At 47.0% G+C, this 23,451-nt stretch carries 20 protein-coding genes; 5 read left to right on the top strand and 15 right to left on the bottom strand.

All coding sequences use genetic code 11. From position 1 onward, the window contains the following. The first annotated feature begins 16 nt into the window (after positions 1 to 16). Complete coding sequence (astB, locus tag ACXAC1_RS03905; RefSeq protein WP_475058983.1) at positions 17 to 1,366, top strand: N-succinylarginine dihydrolase; 1,350 nt, start codon at positions 17 to 19, stop codon at positions 1,364 to 1,366. A 483-nt stretch (positions 1,367 to 1,849) separates the two neighbouring features. Here the strand turns inward: astB and ACXAC1_RS03910 are convergent, their stop codons facing one another. From ACXAC1_RS03910 to cbiB, 6 genes are all read right to left on the bottom strand, one after another. Beyond that, on the bottom strand, positions 1,850 to 2,182 hold the full coding sequence (locus tag ACXAC1_RS03910) for a DUF1904 family protein (protein WP_133562263.1): 333 nt from the start codon (positions 2,180 to 2,182) through the stop codon (positions 1,850 to 1,852). A gap of 36 nt (positions 2,183 to 2,218) precedes the next feature. Next, the gene (locus ACXAC1_RS03915) at positions 2,219 to 2,623 is read right to left on the bottom strand and encodes a DUF2914 domain-containing protein (RefSeq protein WP_475058986.1); all 405 of its coding nucleotides are present in this window, start codon (positions 2,621 to 2,623) and stop codon (positions 2,219 to 2,221) included. 183 nt (positions 2,624 to 2,806) lie between these two features. Then, the gene (gene gpt, locus ACXAC1_RS03920; RefSeq protein WP_133562259.1) at positions 2,807 to 3,304 is read right to left on the bottom strand and encodes a xanthine phosphoribosyltransferase; all 498 of its coding nucleotides are present in this window, start codon (positions 3,302 to 3,304) and stop codon (positions 2,807 to 2,809) included. Positions 3,305 to 3,462: 158 nt separating this feature from the next. Continuing rightward, positions 3,463 to 3,981, bottom strand: coding sequence for a bifunctional adenosylcobinamide kinase/adenosylcobinamide-phosphate guanylyltransferase (cobU, locus tag ACXAC1_RS03925; protein WP_475058989.1), 519 nt, complete (start codon positions 3,979 to 3,981; stop codon positions 3,463 to 3,465). Further along, positions 3,978 to 5,042 (bottom strand): aminotransferase class I/II-fold pyridoxal phosphate-dependent enzyme, encoded by a 1,065-nt coding sequence (locus ACXAC1_RS03930; RefSeq protein WP_475058992.1) that lies wholly within the window; start codon positions 5,040 to 5,042, stop codon positions 3,978 to 3,980. Before ACXAC1_RS03930 ends, cobU begins: the two co-directional genes overlap by 4 nt. A 3-nt stretch (positions 5,043 to 5,045) precedes the next feature. Further along, positions 5,046 to 5,984, bottom strand: a complete 939-nt coding sequence (gene cbiB, locus ACXAC1_RS03935; protein WP_475058995.1) for an adenosylcobinamide-phosphate synthase CbiB — start codon at positions 5,982 to 5,984, stop codon at positions 5,046 to 5,048. A gap of 103 nt (positions 5,985 to 6,087) precedes the next feature. Between cbiB and ACXAC1_RS03940 the strand changes: the two genes are divergently transcribed. Then, complete coding sequence (locus tag ACXAC1_RS03940; RefSeq protein ID WP_475058998.1) at positions 6,088 to 7,572, top strand: cobyric acid synthase; 1,485 nt, start codon at positions 6,088 to 6,090, stop codon at positions 7,570 to 7,572. 353 nt (positions 7,573 to 7,925) lie between these two features. Here ACXAC1_RS03940 and ACXAC1_RS03945 read toward each other — a convergent pair whose 3' ends face one another. Beyond that, on the bottom strand, positions 7,926 to 9,308 hold the full coding sequence (locus tag ACXAC1_RS03945) for an MATE family efflux transporter (protein WP_475059001.1): 1,383 nt from the start codon (positions 9,306 to 9,308) through the stop codon (positions 7,926 to 7,928). Positions 9,309 to 9,503: 195 nt separating this feature from the next. On the opposite strand from ACXAC1_RS03945, the gene ACXAC1_RS03950 reads away from it, so the two are divergent. Next, a complete protein-coding gene (locus ACXAC1_RS03950; protein WP_475059004.1) occupies positions 9,504 to 10,415 on the top strand; it encodes a LysO family transporter in 912 nt (303 codons plus the stop codon). A 159-nt stretch (positions 10,416 to 10,574) separates the two neighbouring features. Here ACXAC1_RS03950 and ACXAC1_RS03955 read toward each other — a convergent pair whose 3' ends face one another. The 5 genes from ACXAC1_RS03955 to ACXAC1_RS03975 form a co-directional block, all read right to left on the bottom strand. Continuing rightward, a complete protein-coding gene (locus ACXAC1_RS03955; protein ID WP_475059006.1) occupies positions 10,575 to 10,874 on the bottom strand; it encodes a nucleotidyltransferase domain-containing protein in 300 nt (99 codons plus the stop codon). After that, positions 10,874 to 11,302 carry a nucleotidyltransferase substrate binding protein gene (locus tag ACXAC1_RS03960; RefSeq protein ID WP_475059009.1) on the bottom strand — a complete coding sequence of 143 codons (429 nt, stop codon included), beginning with the start codon at positions 11,300 to 11,302 and terminating at the stop codon, positions 10,874 to 10,876. Before ACXAC1_RS03960 ends, ACXAC1_RS03955 begins: the two co-directional genes overlap by 1 nt. A 222-nt stretch (positions 11,303 to 11,524) precedes the next feature. Next, entirely contained in the window at positions 11,525 to 11,785 is a 261-nt protein-coding gene (locus ACXAC1_RS03965; protein ID WP_475059012.1) for a YfcL family protein, read from the bottom strand. Between the two features lie 77 nt (positions 11,786 to 11,862). Beyond that, a complete protein-coding gene (gene mqo / locus ACXAC1_RS03970) occupies positions 11,863 to 13,383 on the bottom strand; it encodes a malate dehydrogenase (quinone) (RefSeq protein ID WP_475063775.1) in 1,521 nt (506 codons plus the stop codon). 444 nt (positions 13,384 to 13,827) lie between these two features. Further along, positions 13,828 to 15,348, bottom strand: a complete 1,521-nt coding sequence (locus ACXAC1_RS03975) for a Ppx/GppA phosphatase family protein (protein WP_475059013.1) — start codon at positions 15,346 to 15,348, stop codon at positions 13,828 to 13,830. Positions 15,349 to 15,798: 450 nt separating this feature from the next. On the opposite strand from ACXAC1_RS03975, the gene rho reads away from it, so the two are divergent. Continuing rightward, positions 15,799 to 17,064, top strand: a complete 1,266-nt coding sequence (rho, locus tag ACXAC1_RS03980) for a transcription termination factor Rho (protein ID WP_133562240.1) — start codon at positions 15,799 to 15,801, stop codon at positions 17,062 to 17,064. Positions 17,065 to 17,228: 164 nt separating this feature from the next. Continuing rightward, on the top strand, positions 17,229 to 17,945 hold the full coding sequence (locus ACXAC1_RS03985) for an NAD(P)H-flavin reductase (protein ID WP_475059016.1): 717 nt from the start codon (positions 17,229 to 17,231) through the stop codon (positions 17,943 to 17,945). A 37-nt stretch (positions 17,946 to 17,982) separates the two neighbouring features. Here ACXAC1_RS03985 and ACXAC1_RS03990 read toward each other — a convergent pair whose 3' ends face one another. The 3 genes from ACXAC1_RS03990 to hemB form a co-directional block, all read right to left on the bottom strand. After that, a complete protein-coding gene (locus tag ACXAC1_RS03990) occupies positions 17,983 to 19,521 on the bottom strand; it encodes a M10 family metallopeptidase C-terminal domain-containing protein (RefSeq protein ID WP_475059019.1) in 1,539 nt (512 codons plus the stop codon). 148 nt (positions 19,522 to 19,669) lie between these two features. After that, positions 19,670 to 21,925: a polyphosphate kinase 1 gene (gene ppk1 / locus ACXAC1_RS03995; RefSeq protein WP_475059021.1), complete on the bottom strand. Its 2,256-nt coding sequence runs from the start codon at positions 21,923 to 21,925 to the stop codon at positions 19,670 to 19,672. Between the two features lie 139 nt (positions 21,926 to 22,064). Next, positions 22,065 to 23,069: a porphobilinogen synthase gene (hemB, locus tag ACXAC1_RS04000; RefSeq protein ID WP_133562226.1), complete on the bottom strand. Its 1,005-nt coding sequence runs from the start codon at positions 23,067 to 23,069 to the stop codon at positions 22,065 to 22,067. Positions 23,070 to 23,451 lie beyond the last annotated feature (382 nt).

Raw genomic sequence — 23,451 nt, forward strand, 5'->3', positions numbered from 1 at the left:
AATCTTAGAGGTAATTATGAAACCAGCAATCGAAGCCAACTTTGATGGTTTAGTGGGACCCACCCACAACTACAGCGGCTTATCCTACGGTAACGTGGCATCATCCCTGAACTCTGCCAAACCATCCAACCCTAAAGCCGCTGCGCTGCAAGGGTTGACCAAAATGAAAGCTCTGGCAGACATGGGATTTGTACAAGGGGTCTTGGCTCCTCATGAACGCCCACACATTCCAACCTTACGAGCATTAGGCTTTACTGGGACAGATCAGCAAGTCCTCGCTGAAGCGGTTAGCAAAGCGCCAAAGCTTTTGGCGGCGGTAAGCTCGGCTTCCTGTATGTGGACGGCCAATGCGGCTACTGTATCGCCAAGTGCCGACACAAAAGATGGCCGTGTGCACTTTACGCCAGCCAACCTTGTGAACAAATTTCACCGTTCCATTGAGCACACTGTGACAGGGCGTATTTTACAAGCCACCTTCCCGGATCGAGCGCATTTTGCGCACCACCCAGCTTTGCCAAGCGTCGATCACTTTGGTGATGAAGGGGCGGCTAACCATACTCGTTTCTGTTCAGACTATGGCAAACCTGGTGTCGAATTATTTGTCTATGGCATGTCTGCGTTTAATACCGTCATGGCGCGCCCACAACGTTTCCCTGCGCGCCACACTCTAGAAGCTTCTCAGGCGGTAGCAAGGAATCATGGCCTATCAGATCATGGAGCGGTATTCGTTCAGCAACATCCAGATGTGATTGATGCGGGTGTCTTCCACAACGATGTGATCGCTGTTGGTAATGGCAACGTGCACTTTTATCATGAGAAAGCCTTCCTCGATACGGCGCAAATGCAAGCTGACTTACGTCAAGCTTGGGGCGATCAAGAGAAGACGCTTTACTTTGTAGAAGTACCTAATGATGAAGTTTCGGTAGAAGACTGTGTGCAATCTTACCTTTTCAATAGCCAACTATTGAGCAAAGCAGATGGCACCATGACACTGATCGTACCAGGTGAAGTGCAGCAAAATGAGCGCGTGTGGAGCTACTTACAGAAGCTTATCCAGCAAGATACGCCAATCAAAGAAGTCCAAGTGTTCGACTTGAAACAGAGTATGAGTAATGGTGGTGGTCCTGCATGTTTGCGTCTTCGAGTGGCCATGACAGCGGAAGAAGTTGCAGCCGTAAACCCAGCGACCTTGATGAATGATGCTCTATACAACACACTAACGTCTTGGGTAGAGAAACATTACCGAGATCGTTTGGTGGAAGCAGACTTGGCAGATCCAAGCCTACTAATGGAATCACGCCAAGCACTGGACGAACTCACGCAAATCCTACAGTTAGGCAGCGTTTACGAGTTCCAACAAGCGTAATGTTGTAACCGCAGGAGCAACGTTTTTGATTGCGATGCTGCTCCTGCTTTTGTACGACCACGGTCTCCGCGGGAACGACATTTGGGATTACGATGACGTTTCAGCAATTGTAGGACCGCGGTTTCCGCGGGAACGGCATATGGGATTACGATGATGGTTCAGCAATTGTAGGACCGCGGTTTCCGCGGGAACAGCATATGGGATTACGATGCTGGTTCAGCAATTGTAGGACCGCGGTCTCCGCGGGAACGGCATATGGGGTTACGATGACGTTTCAGCAATTGTAGGACCGCGGTCTCCGCGGGAACGACATATGGGATTACGATGACGTTTCAGCAATTGTAGGACCGCGGTTTCCGCGGGAACGGCATATGGGATTACGATGCTGGTTCAGCAATTGTAGGACCGCGGTTTCCGCGGGAACGACATTTGGGATTATAAGATCGTTCCCTCGCGCAGCGAGGTCCAACAAAAGCAAATCACTTAAAAATGTTCGCCATTTTCGTAATAATCACGCCCTTGGATATCATGAAACAGGGTAGTGATATCTTGTCCGGCTTCAATCATAGGACGCAGCAGATCATCAATAGCTTGCGCCACTTTAGTTTTCACTTCAGCACCACGATCAAACCATAAAATTTCGATAAATGGGTAAGCGGGAGAAGCACCGCCCACCGCGAGGAAAATAGAAGACTGATACTCTAAGGTGAAATGCGAGTTAGGGGTATCGGTAAGTTCTGCTAACGTTTCCACTAACGTATCAGACACAGATTCTAAATCTTCAAATGGCAAACCACGAACGCGAATATGAGGCATCAGAGTAGACCTTTTATTAGTAAACGTTGCTGCAGTTTACCATTCATCAACATAGTCAAACGAGCGAGTTTCGAGCACTTCGCCATCTTTAACAATATCGACCGACCATTTGCCATCGAAGCCTGGCATTAGGCGTTTACTCGACCAAACACGCCACCGATCACCACCAATATCAAAGGGAATTTCAGCTTCGATGACACCGTCTAATTTCCAGACATGTGTTACTTGGCCACCTTCCATATCACGCAGATCGGTAAAAAAGTAAACCCGTTGAATTTCACCGTATTCCACTTTGATCACATCCCCCAGCTCATCGATGGGTTCACGATCTAACACTTCCGAGGCAAATAGAGCACGCGCAACCGTTCCTTCCGCCATAGCAAATGGCACAGATAAGGTTGCAATACACAGCAGAATGGAGCGGATAAACATGTGGTACATAGGAATTCCTACTCAGTCTATTAGATAAAATACCCTAACTCTGTGAGAGTATCGCTTCAAGCTCTATTAAGTTAGCCTAAATTCCGCAGGACCACGCGTTTTTTATGTAGCAATATGCAATGTCCGAGCGAGGGCGCAAGTTTATCGAAGTGCGCCCCTATAACTCAAAGACTTTTACACATCTTAGCCTTTCTGGCGATCAGCAAGGGGAGTTGAGAAAGTGTATTCCATATCCCATGGGAAGCGGATCCAAGTATCTTGGCTCACTTCAGTAATAAAGGTGTCCACCAATGGCTTACCTGCAGGTTTCGCGTAAATCGTTGCGAAATGCGCTTTTGGCAGCATCTTACGGATTTCACGAGCCGTTTTACCCGTATCCACTAGGTCATCGATCAGGATGTAACCTTCGCCGTCACCTTCCACTCCTTTAAGGATACGTAGGTCGCCCTGTACATTAGCGGCACCGCCCTCTTCTGAAGAGTCATAGCTCACCACACAGATCGTATCGATCAAGCGAATATCCATCTCACGACATAAAATAGCAGCAGGAACAAGACCGCCTCGAGTAATCGCAATAATGCCTTTCCAAGGCCCTTGCTCAAGTAAGCGCCAAGACAAAGCGCGAGCGTCGCGATGTAATTCATGCCACGAGACAGGGAAATCTTTTGAGTAGGGGGTCATGGTGTGCTCCTCAGCTATCTAGTCAGCTCACTTTATGAGCAAAAATAATGCCCAAAAAGCAGTCAAGATCGGTTAAGCGGCGTATTTTAGACCAATCGGTTAAAGTTTTTCCATATAAAAACTACTGAAATCTGTGTAAATGATAGAAATCTTGATATTTACGACTTCAGCACCATCGGCAACCCAGCTGTCACCAAGGTTACTTGATCGCAACAAGCCGCTAATCGTTGATTGAGAACCCCTATTTCATCACCAAAGCGCCGTGCTAGAGCATTCATCGGCATGATGCCTAATCCGACTTCTGCACTGACCAACACGATAGGCGACTCTACCGACTGAAGCGTTTCAAATAATGCTTCGCGCTCCGCCTTAAATTGCGCTTCGTTTTCAGCACACAACAAATTAGTCATCCAAAGGGAGCAGCACTCAACAATAATACCGGCCTCAGGATGCTCATTAACGGCCGAGTTAATCGTCTGCGCTAACAGAATTGGCTCCTCAATGGTGCACCAATGAGTAGGTCGATAGGACTGATGCTTTGCCACTCGCTCAGCCATGCCTTCGTCCCAGACCTGTGAGGTTGCAATGTAAACCACCTGATCACGTTGTGCCGCGATCCAACGTTCAGCAAACTGACTTTTGCCGCTTCGAACACCGCCCAATACTAAATGCTTCATCCCAACTCCTTGAGTTGATGACCTTGTAATAGTCTTACTAAACCATGATTTAAGCGTTGCATCTCATGACCTGCAGGCAGCGATAACCTCACCCAGCCTTGCCCAAGGCGAATATGAATACCCACACTATGCAGCGCTTGAACGGCCTTTAACGCCTGATCCTGTTCTAGTTGCCAAGTGTAAAATAAAGGCGTGTGCATCATGGCCTGAGAGTCAAATAAGGTGTTCAACTTAGGAACCATATTTGCCTCAAAATAGGCATGACGTTCAGCTAGCGATGCAAGCGCTTCTGCTTGCCAATCTTTATCTTTGAGCGCTTGGGTGACTAAGTGCAGCGCGGGCGTCGCCACTGGCCAAGGGCCAACTAAGGACTTTGTTGACGCTTCAAACGCTTGATCGCCAAACATAAAACCAACACGAGCACCGGCCAATCCGAAAAACTTACCCACTGAGCGCAGCACAAAGCAACCTCGCGGCAGAGGCCAATTCAGCCAGCTCGCATCAGGTGTCGCATCCAAAAAGGCCTCATCCAACACCAAATAACGCTCAGAGCTTTCTAGTAGCACTTTTAACTGCTCAGATTGTGCTGATGTTAAATATTGCCCCGAGGGGTTATTCGGTGAAATAACCACCGCAATATCCCACTCGTTAATCAAAAGCTCACTAACGTCTTGGTATTCACGTACGTCATAACCCCATTTGCGCCAGCTAAAGCCATGCTCTTGATAGCCAACGGCTGGCACCCACACCTTTTTGCTTTTGGCGTGTTCAATCAGCAGCGCGGGCAATATTTCAATAAACTGCTGCGTGCCCGCGCCAATGGCAAGTGGGGCTAAGCAGAAGTAGTCGTTCGCCGCCTGCTGTAAAGCAAATGCATCCGGTAATTCATACCAAAGCTTGGCACTGTTTTCTAAGAAAGACTCAGGAATCGGCCAAGGTTCACGATTACAGGCCGAAGATAAATCTAACCAACGGTCAGCACTATTCGGATCAAGGTTTTCACTGCGTAGGAAAGCTTCTAAATCACCACCATGCTTAGGTGGCTCTAATTCAAAATTCATAAATTATATTAATACCAAAATTAACAACGCCCAAAGGTAGACACCTTTATCCACCAGCTCTACCGCCCGATCCAAGTCCCCTGCTTTAGGGGCTGGCCCTTCCCCTAAGGTAGGGCGCTGCTGGGCTTCGCCAAAATAGATCGCTGTGCCGCCAAGAGAGACTTGCAAGGCACCAGCGCCCGCGGCCATCACCGGCCCAGCATTGGGACTTTTCCAACCACGACCTTGGTACCAAGCACAATGCAAAGCACGTTTGCCGCGCCCAAACAAAGCATAGGTCAGCACCACCAAACGAGCGGGGATAAAGTTCAGCACATCGTCCATTCGCGCCGCACACCAACCAAAGTGCAACAGATCAGGCTTTTTATAACCCCACATTGCATCCAGTGTGTTGGACAAACGATACAAAATGGCACCAAAAGGCCCCAACACCAAGAACCAAAAAATTGGCGCAAATACCGCATCACTGCCGTTTTCCAGCACGGATTCCATGCTCGCCTTAGCAATCTGCGTTTCGTCAAGCTCTGATGTATCACGACTAACAATACGCCCTACCGCTTCACGTGCAGTCGTTAAATCTTGATCATGTAGGGGCTTCGCAATGGCAATGGCATGTTCGCGCAAGCTTTGCCAACCGATGGTGAAATACAACACCACTGTGCCCAGCAACCATTCGAGCCAACTCGGTAGCATCCACAAGATCAGAGTCAGCACCATGGCACAAGGTAATACCGCCAAACTCCATGCCATGACGCCATTCAAGCGTTGTAACGCTGGACTGGCCGATAGGGACACTTGCCAAGTTCGACGACAATAATTCGCCCAATTGCCAAACCAAATCAAAGGGTGCCATGACTGCGGTTCCCCAAGCCAGCGATCTAAAATCAACGCCCCAAGCAAGGCCAACGCAGTGCTTGAGCTAAACTCAAAAAGAAAATCCATCAGCTTGTCCGCAGTATCATTCAATTAACATTCGTTTTATTAATCCGTACGCTAATGCGCTAGAATTTCGCCTTATTGTAAACAATCGAACGGACAAACCCACATGCGTTTTTTTAATCTTATGGTGCAAGGTACTACTTCAGATGCGGGAAAGAGCACCTTGGTAACGGCTTTATGCCGCTTGATAAAAGAACGCGGACTGAATGTGGCACCGTTTAAACCGCAAAATATGGCGTTAAACAGCGCTGTCACTGCCGATGGCAAAGAAATCGGCCGTGCTCAAGCGGTGCAGGCCTATGCCGCAGGCCTTGAGCCAGATGTGCATATGAACCCTATTTTGCTTAAGCCCAATACAGACATCGGCGCTCAAGTGATTATTCAAGGCCACTCAGCGGGCAATATGAATGCGGTGGGTTATCACGAATACAAAACCATTGCGAAAAACGCTGCGCTGGACTCCTATCAGCACCTTGCCGACCAATATGACTGTGTACTGATTGAAGGCGCAGGCAGCCCCGCCGAAATTAATCTTCGTGCCCGTGATATCGCCAATATGGGCTTTGCCGAAAGCATCGATTGCCCGGTGATCATTATCGCCGATATCGACAAGGGCGGCGTCTTTGCGCACTTAGTCGGCACTTTAGAACTGCTTTCACAGAGCGAGCAAGATCGCGTCATTGGTTTTGTGATTAACCGCTTCCGTGGTGATATTGCTTTGTTGCAATCAGGTCTTGATTGGCTTGAGGAACGAACCGGTAAACCGGTTCTTGGGGTGTTACCTTACTTGATGGGCTTCCATTTGGAATCCGAAGATGCCGTCGCCGCCAGCCCAACCAAACAAGACTCAGAGACTAAATTGCACGTAGTGATTCCGGTGTTGCCACGCACCAGCAACCATACAGATTGGGACGCTTTACGCTTACACCCTAACGTACAAGTTACCTTGGTGCGTAAAAATGAGGTCATTCCTCCTGCTGATTTAGTGATCCTGCCTGGAAGCAAAAGCGTGCAAAGCGATTTGGCTTTCCTACGTGAACTGGGCTGGGAAGACTACATTGCCCGCCACCTTCGTTACGGTGGCAAAGTGTTGGGTATTTGTGGTGGCTTCCAAATGCTCGGCGAATACCTAGACGACCCGCTTGGCATGGAAAACGCCGAACCATCCAGCGCCAAAGGCCTTGGTTATATTCCAATGCGCACCGAGCTAAAGGACGGCAAGCAACTGAAACAACGCACTGGCGTCATTTCATCCCTTGGAGATGCTGATATCAAAGGCTATGAAATCCACAGCGGCGTCTCAGAGTTTCACCAGAGTGTGCAACACTTTGCCACCCTTGAAAACGGCGAGTTAGAAGGCTACCTATCCGAAGATAAACAAATTATAGGTACTTATCTGCACGGTTTATTCGATGATAAACAGGCTTTAAAAGCCCTACTTAACTGGGCCGGAGCCGTAGACAGTAAGGACTTCGACTACGAAGCCTACCGCGAACAAGAAGTCGCCCGCCTCGCGCAAAGCTGCGACAAGCATATGGATATCGATGGGCTGATAGAACAATGTCGAGTCTTTCAGGAAAAGCGGTTGTAGAACCGTTTTTGTACGACCTCACTTCGCGAGGGAAAAACCTTGCATTCCCATATTCCGTTCGCGAGGGAACAACCTTGCATTCCCATATTCCGTTCCCGCGGGAACAGAGCCCTGTACGACCTCGCTGCGCGAGGGAACAACCTTGCATTCCCATATTCCGTTCCCGCGGGAACCGCGGTCCTACAATTACCGAAACATCATCGCATACCCGTATATCGTTTCGCGATACCAAGCTTTGTAGGACCTCGCTTTGCGAGGGAACAGACTCGCATTCCCGCATGCCGTTCCCGCGGGAACCGCGGTCCTACAATTACTGAAACAGCATCGTATTCCCGCATGCCGTTCCTGCAGTCCTACGCAACTTCCTCTGGATGAGGCAGTTTCTTATTACGGAATTTTTTTAGCGTCATTCGATAACGCGCCAACAAGATCATTGCCAAAATGGTTAAGCCAACCCCTAAACCAACATATAAGCCGCGCACATTTAACGTATCTGACCATGGGCTTAAGTGAGCCAACCAATAGCCTAAAGGAATGCTTAAACCAAATAACGAGACTGCCATGGCAATCATGCTGGAGCGAGTATCTCTAAAGCCACGCAACGCCCCAGTAAAGACGGTTTGTACCATGTCAGGGAATTGGTAGATTGAGGAGATCAGTAGTATTCCCGCAGCCATGGCCGCGACGACTTCATTCGAGCTGAATAAGAATGGAATACGATCATGTAAACCTTGTGTGACGATAAAGCACATCGACACGTAGCCAAGCCCTAGCGCAAGGATAATGCGTACCTTTTGTTGCACTGCTTCTATGCCATCGGTCGCCATGGCTTTTGCCACCACAATCGCGGTCACTGCGCTCATGGCCATTAAGGGAGTGAACAAGATAGTTGAGTAGGACATGACAATTTGCCCTGCGCCTAATGCAAGATCGCCAAACGCTGAGATCAACCACGTTAACGATGAGAACAAACCAATTTCAAAGGAGAATGCAAAACCTGCAGGCAAGCCAACACCAAAAAGGATGCCAGGGTTGCGCACATAGTACCAGTCAATACGGCTGAACAAGGTATCCCCGTTTATCCGCAGGTCATAGAAAACAAACACCAACAACGATAACCATACAGATGCTGCTGAGGCAATCGCTGCCCCACTTGCTCCCATTTCTGGAAAGCCAAAGTTTCCGTAAATCAGCAGGTAGTTAAAAATGATATTGAGGATCAAACTTAACGTGGCTACTAGCAATGGAATACGTGGCTTACCCGCCGCCTCAAACAAGTTTTTATAAGATGTCATCAAGGCCAACGCCATAAACGTTGGCGAAAAAAGGTATAAATACTGCGCTGTCACACGCTGCGTTTCCGCTTCGCTGGCCATCATCTGAGCTGCCATAGGGAGCAACGTGACGCTTAAAATAGCGCCAATTGCGCCCAATATAAGTGACAAACCAAATGCTTGGGACATGTATAGATTTACAAGCTTACGTTGACGCCCATGAAGATGACGAGTGATTAAAGGTGTGAGCCCAAAGGTTACACCGATCATAAAACAGGCAACTGGGCTCCAGAGGCTTGAAGCCAAACCAACTGCCGCCAGATGCAACGAATCGTAATGTCCGAGCATCATTGTATCCACAATGCTAATGGACAATTCTAACGTCATCGTAAGAATCATCGGAAAGAGCAAATGCAGGATTTCACTCAAGGAAGGGTAACGTTTTGCAAACTGTGAAAGCATGGTAGCGAGTAGACTTATTTAGGGGTAACGTTCAGATGCGGCGAATTTATCACCAACCGGTCAACTTTGCACGGCTCCCCAGTGAACTTGCACCAATTGTGTGCTTTTCAAGGTCAAAATAAGTGATATTATCTTGCCCGAGCACATCGTAACTCCTCACTTAAAAGCCGAAAAACAAAACAGGATCAATGGATTATGACCATTTTATCGACATTAGGCCCTCTCCTTGCTGCACTGCTTGTCGGTTATTGGGTTCCCGTTAAAACGTTGACACCTGAGCGCGTTGCTCGCGGCTTGAGTCAGCTCACTTATGTCATATTAGGCTTGATTGGTTACAGCATTGGCGCGTTGGATAATTTGTCTTCAAAGATCGTCATCGCAGGCTATCAAGCTGTCATTTTATTTATCGCTATCACAATAATTCCACTGTGTGCTTTGTGGATAAGCGGCAAAGTTTTCCACGCTGGGGCGAGCAAAGTGCAGCATGTGGATAACCAACAGTCCACTCGCCACGCTTTAATCGATGCAGCAAAAACGCTAGGCTGGGTTTTAGCGGGCGTAGTATTAGGATGGCTCTTAAAAAGCTGGATTCCGAGTGTTGATGAACTCGTTACATGGCTACTTTACTTACTGCTGTTCTTAGTGGGCTGCCAACTTCGCCAAGGTAACTTCCGCTTGCGTAAACTGTTCCTAAACACCCAAGGTATGGCAATCGCCATCACCACAGTTTTAGCGACCTTACTCGCTGGCCTGATTGCAGGGTCATTTTTGGGGCTGGATTGGAATAAAAGTCTGGCCGTGGTCTCAGGCTTTGGTTGGTACAGCTTATCAGGCATCCTTATCACAGGGTTGGGTGATCCAGTGCTCGGCACCACTGCCTTTCTACTGGACCTAGGCCGCGAGATCATCGCTTTAATGTTAATACCCGCGTTCGCCAGAATTAACAGCCACCTATCCGTTGGCTATTCCGGTGCCACCGCCATGGACTTCACTTTGCCCTTATTAGGCAAAGTCCATGGCGCTGAAATCGTCCCAGTTTGTATCGCCAGCGGCTTTATTATGAGCTTCTTAGTACCCGTATTAATTCCGCTGTTTATGGGGATGTAAACCCTTTGTAGGACCTCGCTTCGCGAGGGAAAAGCCTTGCATGCCCGTATGCCGGACTGTGGTCGTACGAGCGGGTTGTACCCGCGATAAATAACCTTATCATCCCCGATAGAATCGGGTCGTACGAGCGGGTTGTACCCGCGATTGAAAGCTGTGAAGCTAATAAATCGGCTGCCCAACACGTTGAATATGATCAATTAAAGTATCATTTTCTATTTGAGAAAATATTGATAGATCAATTTGATACGGCAACATTAGATCATCTAACTCAGCCTCTATACGATTAAATAACGACCAGTCAATATCGTCCATTATTGTCATATCAATATCGGATGATAGGCGATAGTTACCTTTCACTCGCGAGCCATACACCAGAACTTGCGTAACGTCAGGAAACCGCTCAAATACAGAGCAGATTTTCTCAATTTCCGAGGCAGTCAAACCAAATTGATCTGACATTAAAAGCCTACCTGTTCATCATCTGCTTTCTGTTGAAATGTCACAACAAACTCGGCGAACAACTGTGCATACTGAGTACGAAGGTGCTCGATAATTTGATTCGCTGTCGCTTCATTATAGGTATGCACTGTACGGTTGCGATCTTGCAACATCGCCAACCAAGCATGACCATCTGAAATGAGCTCTCGTTTAAAGCCTTCACGAATTGCATCACGAGAGCCTGCGACGGACTCAATGCCCTGCCAGATCAAATAATCACGTAGCACATTCCAAGCTAACTCATAGGTGAATTCAAACGCCTGAATGGAGCCTTGCTTCTCGATATTGCTCAGTTCGCGCTCAGACATGAGCTGCAATGCTTCTTGAAGCTGTGCATACGCTTTTTTGAAGTGATCAAAGCGCTGTAACCAACGAATATCCTCGGACATAACAAAACTCTTATTTAGAAGTTAAATTGAGCTTAGCGAATAATGTGCTGCCATTCGAGCTACATTTAATAGGGTTTCGCTTCGCGTGGGGACAGCATCGCATGCCCGTATGCCTTTCCCGCGGGGACCGCGGTCGTACGAGCGGGTTGTACCCGCGATAAATACTCTTACCATCCCCGATGGAATCGGGTCGTACGAGCGGATTGTACCCGCGATTCAAAGCTATTGTGCCACTTGCTTCCAAAGCCCTAAGATCGCGTCTTGGTCTTTGTCAGTCACACCCTCTGCCGCTAACGTCGCTTTAAGTTCTGTTTCAAAGTAGGCATCGAACTCCTGTGCTCCCTCACCTTCAGCAGCGCTATGCAAGCCAAGTAGCCCCAGTAAGTAGGCGCAATAAAACAGTTGATCGCCGTCATCGGCTTGATGCTCTAGTTCTCTTAGTTGTTCTGACAAGGCATCGGAACGTTCTGCGAATGTGATCATAATTTCCTCTCTGGCAATAGAAGAAAAGCCGAGTTCACGTCAGTGAACTCGGCTTTAGTAAGATAATGCGCGTAAGCTTAAGGTTTAAGCTTCAATGTCTCAAGTGTACGTGCACGAACCTCAAGTAATAGGTCCGTGTTGTCTACGAGAGACTGACCGTAGGAAGGCACCATTTCTTTCATCCTCGCTTGCCACTCGTCTGACTCCATTCGGTCAGCAAAGCTGCGCTCTAGGATGTTGATCATGGTGTTCACTGTCGTTGATGCACCTGGCGATGCCCCCAGTAAAGCAGCAATAGAGCCGTCTTCCGACACGATCGCTTCTGTACCAAACTCAAGTTTACCAGCACCATCTGGGCCTTTTTTAATGATCTGCACACGCTGCCCCGCGTACGCCAACGACCAATCTTTATCTTGAGCATCTGGGAAGAAGTTACGCAATGAATCACAACGATCTTTGTGTGACTGGCGCACTTCACTAATCAAGTACTTGGTTAGATCCATATTGTTTTTGCCAACACTCAGCATGTTACCAAGGTTGTCAGAACGAACACTTTTCACTAGGTCAAATACTGAACCCTTTTTCAAAAACTTAGTCGTGAAGCCAGCAAATGGGCCAAACAGAATCGCTTTTTTACCATCGATGATACGTGTGTCCAAATGCGGTACCGACATCGGTGGTGCACCAATGGGTGCGGCACCATAAACTTTAGCGTGATGCTGCTCAACCAACTCTGGCTTTTCACACACCAGCCACTGGCCACTCACAGGGAAGCCGCCATAGCCTTTTCCTTCTTTGATACCGGATTTCTGTAGCAATGGCAAAGCACCGCCACCCGCACCCAAGAAAACAAACTTGGCTTGGAACTCACGTCGCTGGCCTTTTTGGTCAACAACTACTTTCCAAGAGCCATCTGCCTGCTGCTTTAGCTCTTCAACCTCGGCATTTAGCTCGATGTTCACCGCATCTTGTGATTCAAGGAATGACGCCATATTACGTGCAATCGCACCAAAGTTAACATCTGAACCGTGCTCAATGCGTGTCGCCGCCAACGGCTCATCGCCAGTGCGGTTTTGCATAATCAATGGCATCCACTCAGCCATCGTTGCTTTGTCTTCGGTGTACTGCATCTCGCGAAAAGCAGGGTGTGCACTCATTGCTTCAAAACGAGACTTCAGTTTTTTCACGTTATCCTCACCCCAAACAAAGCTTTGGTGTGGTACGCGATTAATGAATTCTTCTGGGGCTGGTAACAGACCTTTTTCGACTAGGTAAGACCAGAATTGCAAGCTAACTTCGAACGCGGCATTAATGTTAACGGCCTTATCGATGTTAGTCGAACCGTCTGCATTAGGGGAAGTGTAATTCAGTTCACAGTAGGCTGCATGTCCAGTACCAGCATTGTTCCAACCGTCCGTACTTTCTTGTGCAATTTTGTCTAGACGCTCAACCATAGTAATGGATAGTGAAGGGTCAAGCTGTTTCAGTAACATGCCAAGGGTGGTGCTCATGGCACCGCCGCCAACGAGTAGTACATCTACAATATTTGAGGTCATATGAGTTCGCCGTGTCATAGCCAGTTGTAGTTTGAGAGTAATCAGGAAAAGGGCTGTTAACCATCTATAAGGGAAGGTGCGAATACGAACCAATACAGACGCATTCGGACTGTCCCTCTGCAATCTGGGTAAAGATCATTGCATTTCCTCATTACTCCCCTAACGAACGCGGTTCAAAACAGAAATACGCCGCTTTGAACGAAAGCGATCAACCTTGCAAGGGTTTTGAGCAGGTGTGTCGCAGATTATACGGATTTTGACGCTAATGTCTTGATACCTTGGTATTAGATTAGCAATCTTTGACAGCACAAGGAGGATTTTCTAAGGAATTCTCCTCTAACCATAAACCATTGTTTAAAATATATTTTTTTCGTAGCCAGCATAGAAAAAGGGACAAAAACACAGTTTTTGCCCCTTGGCTTTATAAACTTACGAAATACCCGCTATTAATAGACCGATCGCGACATTTAGACTTGAATAAGCGGTTTAACTAAAGGTGAAGGTATATCCTGCTGCACTTAGGTAATCCGCTTCACTTTGCAAGTTAGCCGTGGTTAACGGCCTAGCGTATAGCCAGCCCGGCAAAAACTCTGCATGCAAGGACTTGTCACTGGCTTTCAACGTAAAGATTGGCATATCGCCCTCTTTACGATCAATGTGCAATAAGATTGCCAAACGCAATAGAATCGCTAAGCGATCTAGGTCTTGTTGGTCACTTTTAGTAAAGCGATATTCTAGCGACTGAGTAAATTTACGACGGTGGCGCAACACCAAGTTCGCCAGAGCTTGCTGCTCTTGTTGGGAGAAGCCAGGCATATCCGATTCACTAATGATGTAGGCGCCATGCTTATGATAACGGCTATGGGAAATCCCCAAACCACACTCATGTAGCAAACTTGCCCAACGCAAAATATCTTCACTGGAGAGTGATGCCACCCCCCAATCCGATCGCACTTGCTCAAGCATTGACAAAGAAGTATGCGTCACTAACTTAGCTTGCTCGGTATCAATATGATATTGATTCAGCATGTAATTGACGGTGCGCTCACGAATGTCACTGTCAGCGTAACGCCCCATGATATCGTACAACACACCTTCACGTAGTGCGCCGCTAGAGAAATCCATTTGCTTAATGCCAAAACACTCAAACACAGCGGTTAAAATGGCAATACCTGCTGCGATGGTGGTTTTTCGCTCAGGCTTCAAGCCCAGTAGATTGATATTGTCCGCGTGGCCCGCATCAAATAACGCTTTTTGGATCTGCTTGAGGACTTTTGGCGTGATGCCCTTTTTGCTCCAGCCCATCTCTAGGGCTATATTATAAGCTGCCTTAATGGTACCTGATGAGCCTATGGCGACATCCCAGCCCTCATCTAAGTAGTCGTCTTGAATACTCAATAGCTCTAGGCGTGCTGCAGTCACCGCTTTTTGAAAATTAGATTTGGTGATGGTGCCATCAGCAAAAAAGCGTTGTCGATAGCTGACACAACCCATGTGCAGGCTTTCCGTTAAAATCGGTTCGAGCTGGTGACCAATGATAAATTCCGTGGAGCCACCACCGATATCGACTACGATACGTTTTTGCTCACCATGATCCATGGTACGCGCCACACCAACATATATTAAACGGGCCTCTTCACGGCCTGCGATGATTTCAACGGGGTGACTGATCACATCCATGGCTTTGGATATAAAATCATAGCGATTTTTGGCGGCACGCAATGCGTTGGTTCCGACAATTCGCACAGAACCTAACGGAAAATCATCAATCACTTGCGCAAACTGAGCAATGCAATCAATGCCACGTTGTTGCGCGGCTTCGTCAAGCGTGTCATCTTCCTGTAAACCAGCCGCCAGCTGTACTTTGTCACCATATTGACCTGTTATACGCAGTTGGCCATGCGTTACCTGCGCAACTACCATATGGAAACTGTTTGAACCAAGGTCTATTGCTGCAATTTTGTCAAACGGGAAGTCATGGGATTGTTGCACTAACAGTGATTGCATCCATTATCGCCTTTTTGAGATTTCTGTTAATGAGCGGAAGATTAACTGGTTTAGCCGCATCTGTCATGAGTAAATTCTGAGACCTTTTTTGAGTTTTAGCCCCATCTGAAGCAAAACTTTTACGAAAAACGATCAAAAAATTAACAAAAAAGGCGTTTTTAGGCCTTTCAGACTATAGACCTAAGGAAATTGTCGCACTATAGTTAACCAGTCTTATGGATGTCAGAGACATTAGGTCTTTGTATCAATGACTCCAATCAGGTAATACACGCTGTTCGACTTCGCCCATTGCGAAAAATGAGAACTCCAGTCATGGTTATTTCCATCGTCGGTATTCGGTGTCGAAAAGCATTTACATTTAATACTTCCGACATTGATCATTACTGCTGTGTTATTACATTCAGATGGTCCCGTCTTTTCTCAATATGAGCTAACTACAAACATTCGTTTATGAACCTTACCGAACTAAAAAAGAAATCAGTCCCAGAACTATTAGATATCGCAGCGGAAATGGGGTTAGATAACCTTGCCCGCTCCCGAAAACAAGATGTTATCTTCGCAATTCTAAAACGCCATGCTAAAAGTGGTGAAGATATCTACGGCGATGGCATCCTTGAGATTCTACAAGACGGCTTTGGCTTCTTACGCTCTCCTGATAGCTCATACTTAGCTGGTCCTGACGACATTTATGTCTCGCCTAGCCAAATTCGCCGTTTTAACTTGCGCACAGGCGACACCATTGCCGGCAAGATCCGTCCACCGAAAGATGGCGAACGTTACTTCGCACTATTAAAAGTCAACGAAATAAACTTCGACAAACCTGACAGCGTTCGTAACAAAATCCTATTTGAAAACCTTACGCCTCTGTTTGCCGACGAGCGTCTAGTGATGGAAGCGGGTAACGGTTCAACTGAAGACGTTACATCGCGCATCATCGACCTGGTTGCACCGATGGGTAAAGGTCAGCGTGCTCTTGTGGTATCGCCACCAAAAGCTGGTAAAACATTTATGTTGCAGAACATCGCTAACGCGATCACTCGCAACAACCCAGAATGTCACATGATCGTACTTCTAATCGACGAACGTCCTGAGGAAGTAACTGAGATGTCACGTACCGTTCGCGGTGAAGTGGTAGCGTCTACCTTCGATGAACCACCAGCGCGACACGTACAAGTAGCAGAAATGGTGATCGAAAAGGCAAAACGTCTTGTTGAGCACAAAAAAGACGTGGTTATCTTACTTGACTCGATCACACGTCTAGCTCGTGCTTACAACACCGTTATCCCATCCTCTGGTAAAGTTCTTACCGGTGGTGTGGATGCGAACGCGCTTGAGCGTCCTAAGCGTTTCTTCGGTGCGGCACGTAACGTTGAAGAAGGCGGTAGCTTGACCATCATCGCTACAGCGCTTGTAGACACAGGCTCTAAAATGGACGAAGTTATTTTCGAAGAATTTAAAGGTACCGGTAACTCTGAGTTACACCTTGACCGTAAGATTGCTGAAAAGCGCACATTCCCTGCGATCAACATTCGTCGTTCTGGTACTCGTCGTGAAGACCTTCTTACAACAGAAGACGAACTACAGCGTATGTGGATCCTGCGTAAACTTCTGAACCCGATGGAAGACATCGCTGCGACTGAGTTCTTAATTGACCGTCTAAAAGTGACGAAGACTAACGATGACTTCTTCGAATCTATGAAGGGCAAAAATAAGTAATCGTTTCGCGTCCAAGTGATACAGAAGCCACTTCCACACTTCATTGGTGAAAGTGGCTTTTTTTTGCAAGTCACAACGATATAATATCGCAAATAGAAATCATTCTTATAAAATCATTGAGAGCTGCCCAAGCAGTTTCCAGAGAACACAACGGAGTTATCTAGGTGAAAGACGTTAACGCTAAGGTCATTCGAGTCGAATCACTCAATGAGACAGTGTACAAAGTAGATTTAGAAATCAAAGACAGCCCGTTTATCGCTGGGCAATACTTGATGATAGCTTTGCCGACTGGCGAGAAAGTCCCTTATTCCATTGGCAGCGCGCCACATGAACTGCCTAACTTGAGTTTGTACATCTTAGTATCTGACCAAGAATCCCTAGCTTTTAAAGTGGTTGAACACTTGAAGCACAGCCCAAGCGTAGATCTAGTACTACCTGGTGGGGATGCGCACATTGAAAAAGCACCTGCAGAGCTGAGCTCCCCACTGCTTCTCATTGCCGGCGGCACAGGCTTCGCACAAATGAAAAGCATCTTTGATGACCTTGTACATAAAGGTTACCAAGGTCCAGTTCACTTTTACTGGGGGCTACGCACCGCTGCAGACACCTTTGTGATGGACTGGATTAAAGATCATCAGTCGCCAGAAAACTTTCATATCCACGTGGTTGTTAATGAAAAGAGTGATGACTGGGATGGTCGCACTGGCTGGCTTTACGAAGCCATCCTAGAAGATCACCTTGAGCTCACTGACAGCCATGCTTTCATCAGTGGTTCAGTCGGTATGGTTTATGGCACGCTTGATCAACTAGAAGCCAAAGGCATTCAGGAAGCAAACTGCCATTCAGATGTGTTTGCCTACGCACCACGTCCGAAAAAGTAACAGAAGCGCCAAGTGCTATATGGCGCTTGGCTTATTTTTAAGCTATAAACTCACTGGTATCAGAGTATTGAATTGTCTCTATCCCAACGAGTGTTGCCGCAAAATTGTCGGCAATAATATGATAACCGTCATCATCAAGATAACGCGATACGCTGTCGTATTCGACGTCTAAAACAACGGTATCCAAACCTTCACCACCATCAAGTTGATCGTACCCTCCCGCGCCAAGGTAAATCGTATCATCTCCAAGACCTGTGAAAATTAGGTTGTTCACAGAGTTGTCGTTAACAAAATCGTCTCCTTGCCCAGTAACAACGTTTTCGATCACTACGCCATATGCAATACCTAGATTATTCTGGTTCAAAAAAGCTTCTTCACCTAACGATTCGATAAATTCTTCTATGTAACTGACGACCCCAGATCCAGATAAACCAGCCGCCCTCCCTACTTCAAGCGCCTCTTCATAAGCCGTTCTTTGCGAAACTGAAGACACCGAGTAATCATCTAGATTAATCATACTGCCATACGTTGCATCACTTACATCAATTGTATCAGTACCACCTGCGTCCCAAATGGTCATGTAATAGCCCGCAGCATCTTCGAACATACGTGTGTTTTCATCGTAGATATAGACATTATCTTCTGTATTCGTCTCTAAATCTGCACCATAAATTGCTTGCAGAGCGGCCACATCGAAAATCCCCAAATCACTACGATATGACCCTAAGGTGTAAGCACTGTAACCACGCCCTGAGGCTTCGACCTCAACCTCATAGCCACCGTATAAGGTATAGCTCATAGCACTGTAAAAAAGATTATCCAGATCGTTTTCTAATACTGTACCTTCAAACGTATGATCCAATCCCATAGCATGCCCAAGCTCATGTACCATTGTGTAAAGCCCATAACCACCGACCAAGTAATAATTCGAGTCATCGTCTGAGCCATAGGCATTCAAGAAAATATCACCGCCGATACCATCGGCTGGAAAATAGGCAAATGCTTCCGCATCCGTTTGTGCTACCGCTGCAATCTGAATATCTGCCTGATAGTTAGACTGAGTTTCAACTAAATCCACTGCAATAAATTCATTTTGACGAGCGATGACGTTATTAAATGCTTCTTGTTCCTCACTGGTTAAAGAACGCCATCCTACTGACGTCTCACGCCCCTCTAGAAAATGACTTGAAGGAATGGAAGTCGGAAAACTGTATAGAATACGATTACCAGTCCAACTTTCACCACTGATTAACGCATCGACATAAGGTGTTTCCTCAGTTGTAATACTCGAAACTGATACGTCCTCTACACTAAATGCAGCTAATTTAGTCGGTAAAGAAAGATTAACTAGAGGCTGAGGCGTTGAAATATCCAAGTCATGGCTTGAGAAAAACGCTTTAACTTGAGTCTCGGTGACATCTTGACCATACAGTTCGGCAAGCATTCCGAAGGTAATGTCATAAGTTGCAGCAGCATCATAAATGACTTTAGGAAAGCCAATATTATCGTACACAAAGCTTTTGGCATCATCGAAAGAAATACCATATAAGGCCAGTTGTTCATATACGTCACTCATAAACTCTCCCCAGATAGAACTTCAAACGCTGATTCACTCTTTAAATCATAAGCGAGGAAGCTATATTAGCAACTGCAATCACAAAAAAATGGCTAGACGTGTCTTCAACACGCCTAGCCATTGATAACAGCTTTAATCAAATTTCATATTAACGAGCATTGTCCGCCAAGTCATTGAGTAAAGCGCGTTGTGCGCTGCGGTACTCGCCTTTACGAGGCTTAGACAACTGATACGAGCCGTCGCTTTGCAGCAACCAACTTTGAGTATTGTCTTTTAGGTAATATTCCAGCTCTTTCTTCACTCGACGAGCTAGCTTGTAATCTTGGATCGGGAACGCCACTTCAATACGGTTATTCAAGTTACGATCCATACCGTCAGCACTGGATAAATATACCAGAGGCGTTCGGTTGTTGTAGAAGTAGTAAACGCGCGTATGCTCTAGGAAACGACCAATGATACTGCGTACTCGGATGTTCGACGACACCCCTTTGATCCCTGGGCGTAACGTACAAATACCACGCACGATCAGGTCAATCTTCACACCCGCTTGAGAGGCTTTGTATAGCGCCTGCACTAAGCGCTGCTCAGTTAACGAGTTCACTTTAATAATGATACGCGCAGGCTCGCCGTTTTTGGCATTTTCAGCTTCATTGGCAATCATATCTAATAAACGATCACGCAATGTAAACGGCGCATGCAAAAGCTTCTTCACTTTCAGCTCTTTACTCATGCCGGTTAGCTGCTGGAACACGCGGTGAACATCATCACCGATTTCTTTATCACAGGTTAGGAAGCTGTAATCGGTGTATAAACGTGCATTACCAGCATGATAGTTACCCGTACCTAGGTGGACGTAGCGGGTTAATTCCGCCCCTTCACGACGAACGATTAGGATCATTTTCGCGTGCGTTTTATGACGCACCACGCCGTATACCACAATCGCCCCAGCATCTTGTAAGCGGCTTGCCAAGGCCAAGTTTTCCGCTTCATCAAAACGTGCACGTAGCTCGATAACAACGGTGACTTCTTTACCATTTCGCGCAGCTTCCACCAGAGCGTTGGCAATCGGCGAACGCGCTCCAGTACGATACAGGGTCTGACGAATCGCAATCACGTTAGGATCTTTTGCGGCTTCGCTTAACATATCAATGACCGGAGAAAAGGTCTCAAAGGGGTGCATCAGCAGGTAATCACGCTGACGAATTGCTTCAAAGATATTACTCGATTTCGCTAGTTTATTCGGCAAACCCGGTGAAAACGGCGCGTACATCAAGTCTGGGCGCTTGACCAGCTCCAACACTGCCAATAAACGGCTTAAGTTCACTGGGCCATCAATGCGGTATAAATCTTTATCGCTCAACTCAAACTGCGCCAACAGCGAATCGACGATATGCGGTGGACAGTTATCGGCAATCTCCAGACGTACAGAACTACCGTAATGACGGCTCTGTAGCTCGGTTCGAAGCGCACCCGCCAAGTCCAAGCCGATGTCATCAGAGTCGACTTCTAAGTCTGCGTTACGGGTTAAGCGGAACTGGAAACAACCTTTTACGGTCATGCCAGGGAACAGCTGATCAGCGTGGGCGTGAATAATAGAAGACAAGAACACCATGTTATCCCCGCCTTCACACACATCATCAGGCAATTTTACCAAACGCGGCAAGGAACTCGGAGCAGGCACGATGGCAAGGCCATTTTCACGGCCAAAGGCATCACGACCTTCGAGCTCCACGACAAAGTTAAACGTCTTGTTTGCCAAGCGTGGGAATGGGTGTGCAGGGTCTAGACCCACAGGACTAATGATCGGCAACACGTTGTCACGGAAATAACGTTTAACCCAAGCCGCTTGTTTTTCAGTCCATAGCGTTCGGCGAATAAAGTGAATATTCTCTTCCGCTAACTTTGGGAAAATGATGTCATTTAAAATGCGGTACTGACGACGTACCAATTGATGGGCATGTTCACTGATTAAATCCAACACCTTCGCAGGGTGCATCCCATCAGGACCATTCTTCTCACGGCTGTACTCGATTTGGCTCTTAAGACCTGCCACACGAATCTCGAAGAACTCATCCATGTTAGAACTAAAAATACACAGAAACATCAATCGATTTAGAACCGGATGATTTTCATCCATGGCTTGCTCAAGCACACGTGCATTGAACTGAAGATGACTGAGTTCACGGTTAAAATAGAGTTCAGGATCCGACAGATCAATGTCTTCTGGTAAGCGCTCCTCAATCGCCAAACGTGTAGGCTCAATTGGTTGTTCAGGAATAGGCTCCAGAACCAGTTCTTCGGTCGCTTCTGCAATTTGCTTTTGCAGATCTTGAGACGATTTTGCATCACCAGCAGATGCTGTGTTTTGAGACCCTTTTTTTTCGTTTACAGGCTGTTCAGACATTTCGAGTCAGCTCCAATAGCGTGCCATCATGAGTTCCATGTTGCTTCTCACAAACAGTAAGAAGCAACTTTAAAATTTATACCAACGTTACCGCTGGGTCACGACTTCTGAGCTGAATTTTCGTTATCTGAACATAAAATTAGACAGATCGTGATGTATTTTGCAAAAGTAAGGCCGCATCTTTAGCGAAATAGGTCAAAATACCGTCGGCGCCAGCTCGTTTGAACGCTAACAAAGATTCCATCATCACTTGATCTTTGTCTAGCCAGCCATTTTCAAACGCAGCCATTTGCATCGCGTATTCACCACTGACTTGGTAGGCATAAGTTGGCACCCCCAGTTCAGACTTCACGCGACGCACCACATCCAAATACGGCATACCCGGCTTCACCATCACCATATCCGCACCCTCTTCAATATCGAGCAAGACTTCCCGGATCGCTTCATCGGTATTCGCAGGGTCCATTTGGTAAGTGAACTTATTGCCTTTGCCCAAATTACCAGAAGAGCCCACGGCATCACGGAAAGGACCGTAATAAGCCGAAGCATATTTGGCTGAGTAGGCCATGATGCGAGTGTTAATAAACCCTTCTAGCTCCAAAGCTTCGCGGATCGCACCGATGCGTCCGTCCATCATATCCGATGGAGCAACGACCTGTGCCCCGGCTGCGGCATGAGACAAGGCTTGCTTAACCAACACCTCAGTAGTGATGTCGTTTAGCACATAACCGTCATCGTCAATAATGCCGTCTTGACCGTGTGTTGTGAATGGGTCCAATGCCACATCCGTCATCACACCCAACTCAGGAAAATGCTGGCGAAGTGCGCGAATAGCACGTTGCGCTAAACCATCTGGATTGTAAGCTTCCTCGGCCTGCAGTGACTTTTTACCTTCCCCAACAACAGGGAAAAGCGCCACCATCGGAATGCCCAATGCCACCAGTTCTTCTGCTTCTTTTAACAGCACATCAATCGTGACACGCTCAACCCCAGGCATTGATGGCACCGCTTCACGGGTATTCTGCCCTTCAATGACAAACATTGGGTAAATCAGATCGTCTGCACTCAAGCGATGCTCACGCATTAAACGGCGAGAGAAATCATCTTTACGCATACGGCGCATACGAACAAATGGAAAGGTCATGACCAGCTCCTTACATTACGGGTCGTAAACTATAAACAAATTATGACAATTAGATTACAGCCAGAGAAATTATCCAATAAAACAAGGGAAAGCACGTTAGCAACGGCTTTCCTCAACTGTCGATCGAATCATTCTAGAGCAAAAGAAAGAAGAATATCTTGATGTTATTCAGGAAATTTATAGAAAGTGATTTAAATCGTTGCTTTGTACGACCTCGCTGCGCGAGGGAATAACCTCGCATTCCCAAACACCGCTCCCGCGGGAACCGCGGTCCTACAATTGCCGAGAACAAGCTTGGATTCCCAAAAGCCATTCCCGCGAGAACCGCGGTCCTACAACTTATCGTTTCTGTGGTGATAAAACCCGGTAGGACCTCGCTGCG

The organism is Marinomonas sp. AWM4_232 (assembly GCF_056158325.1).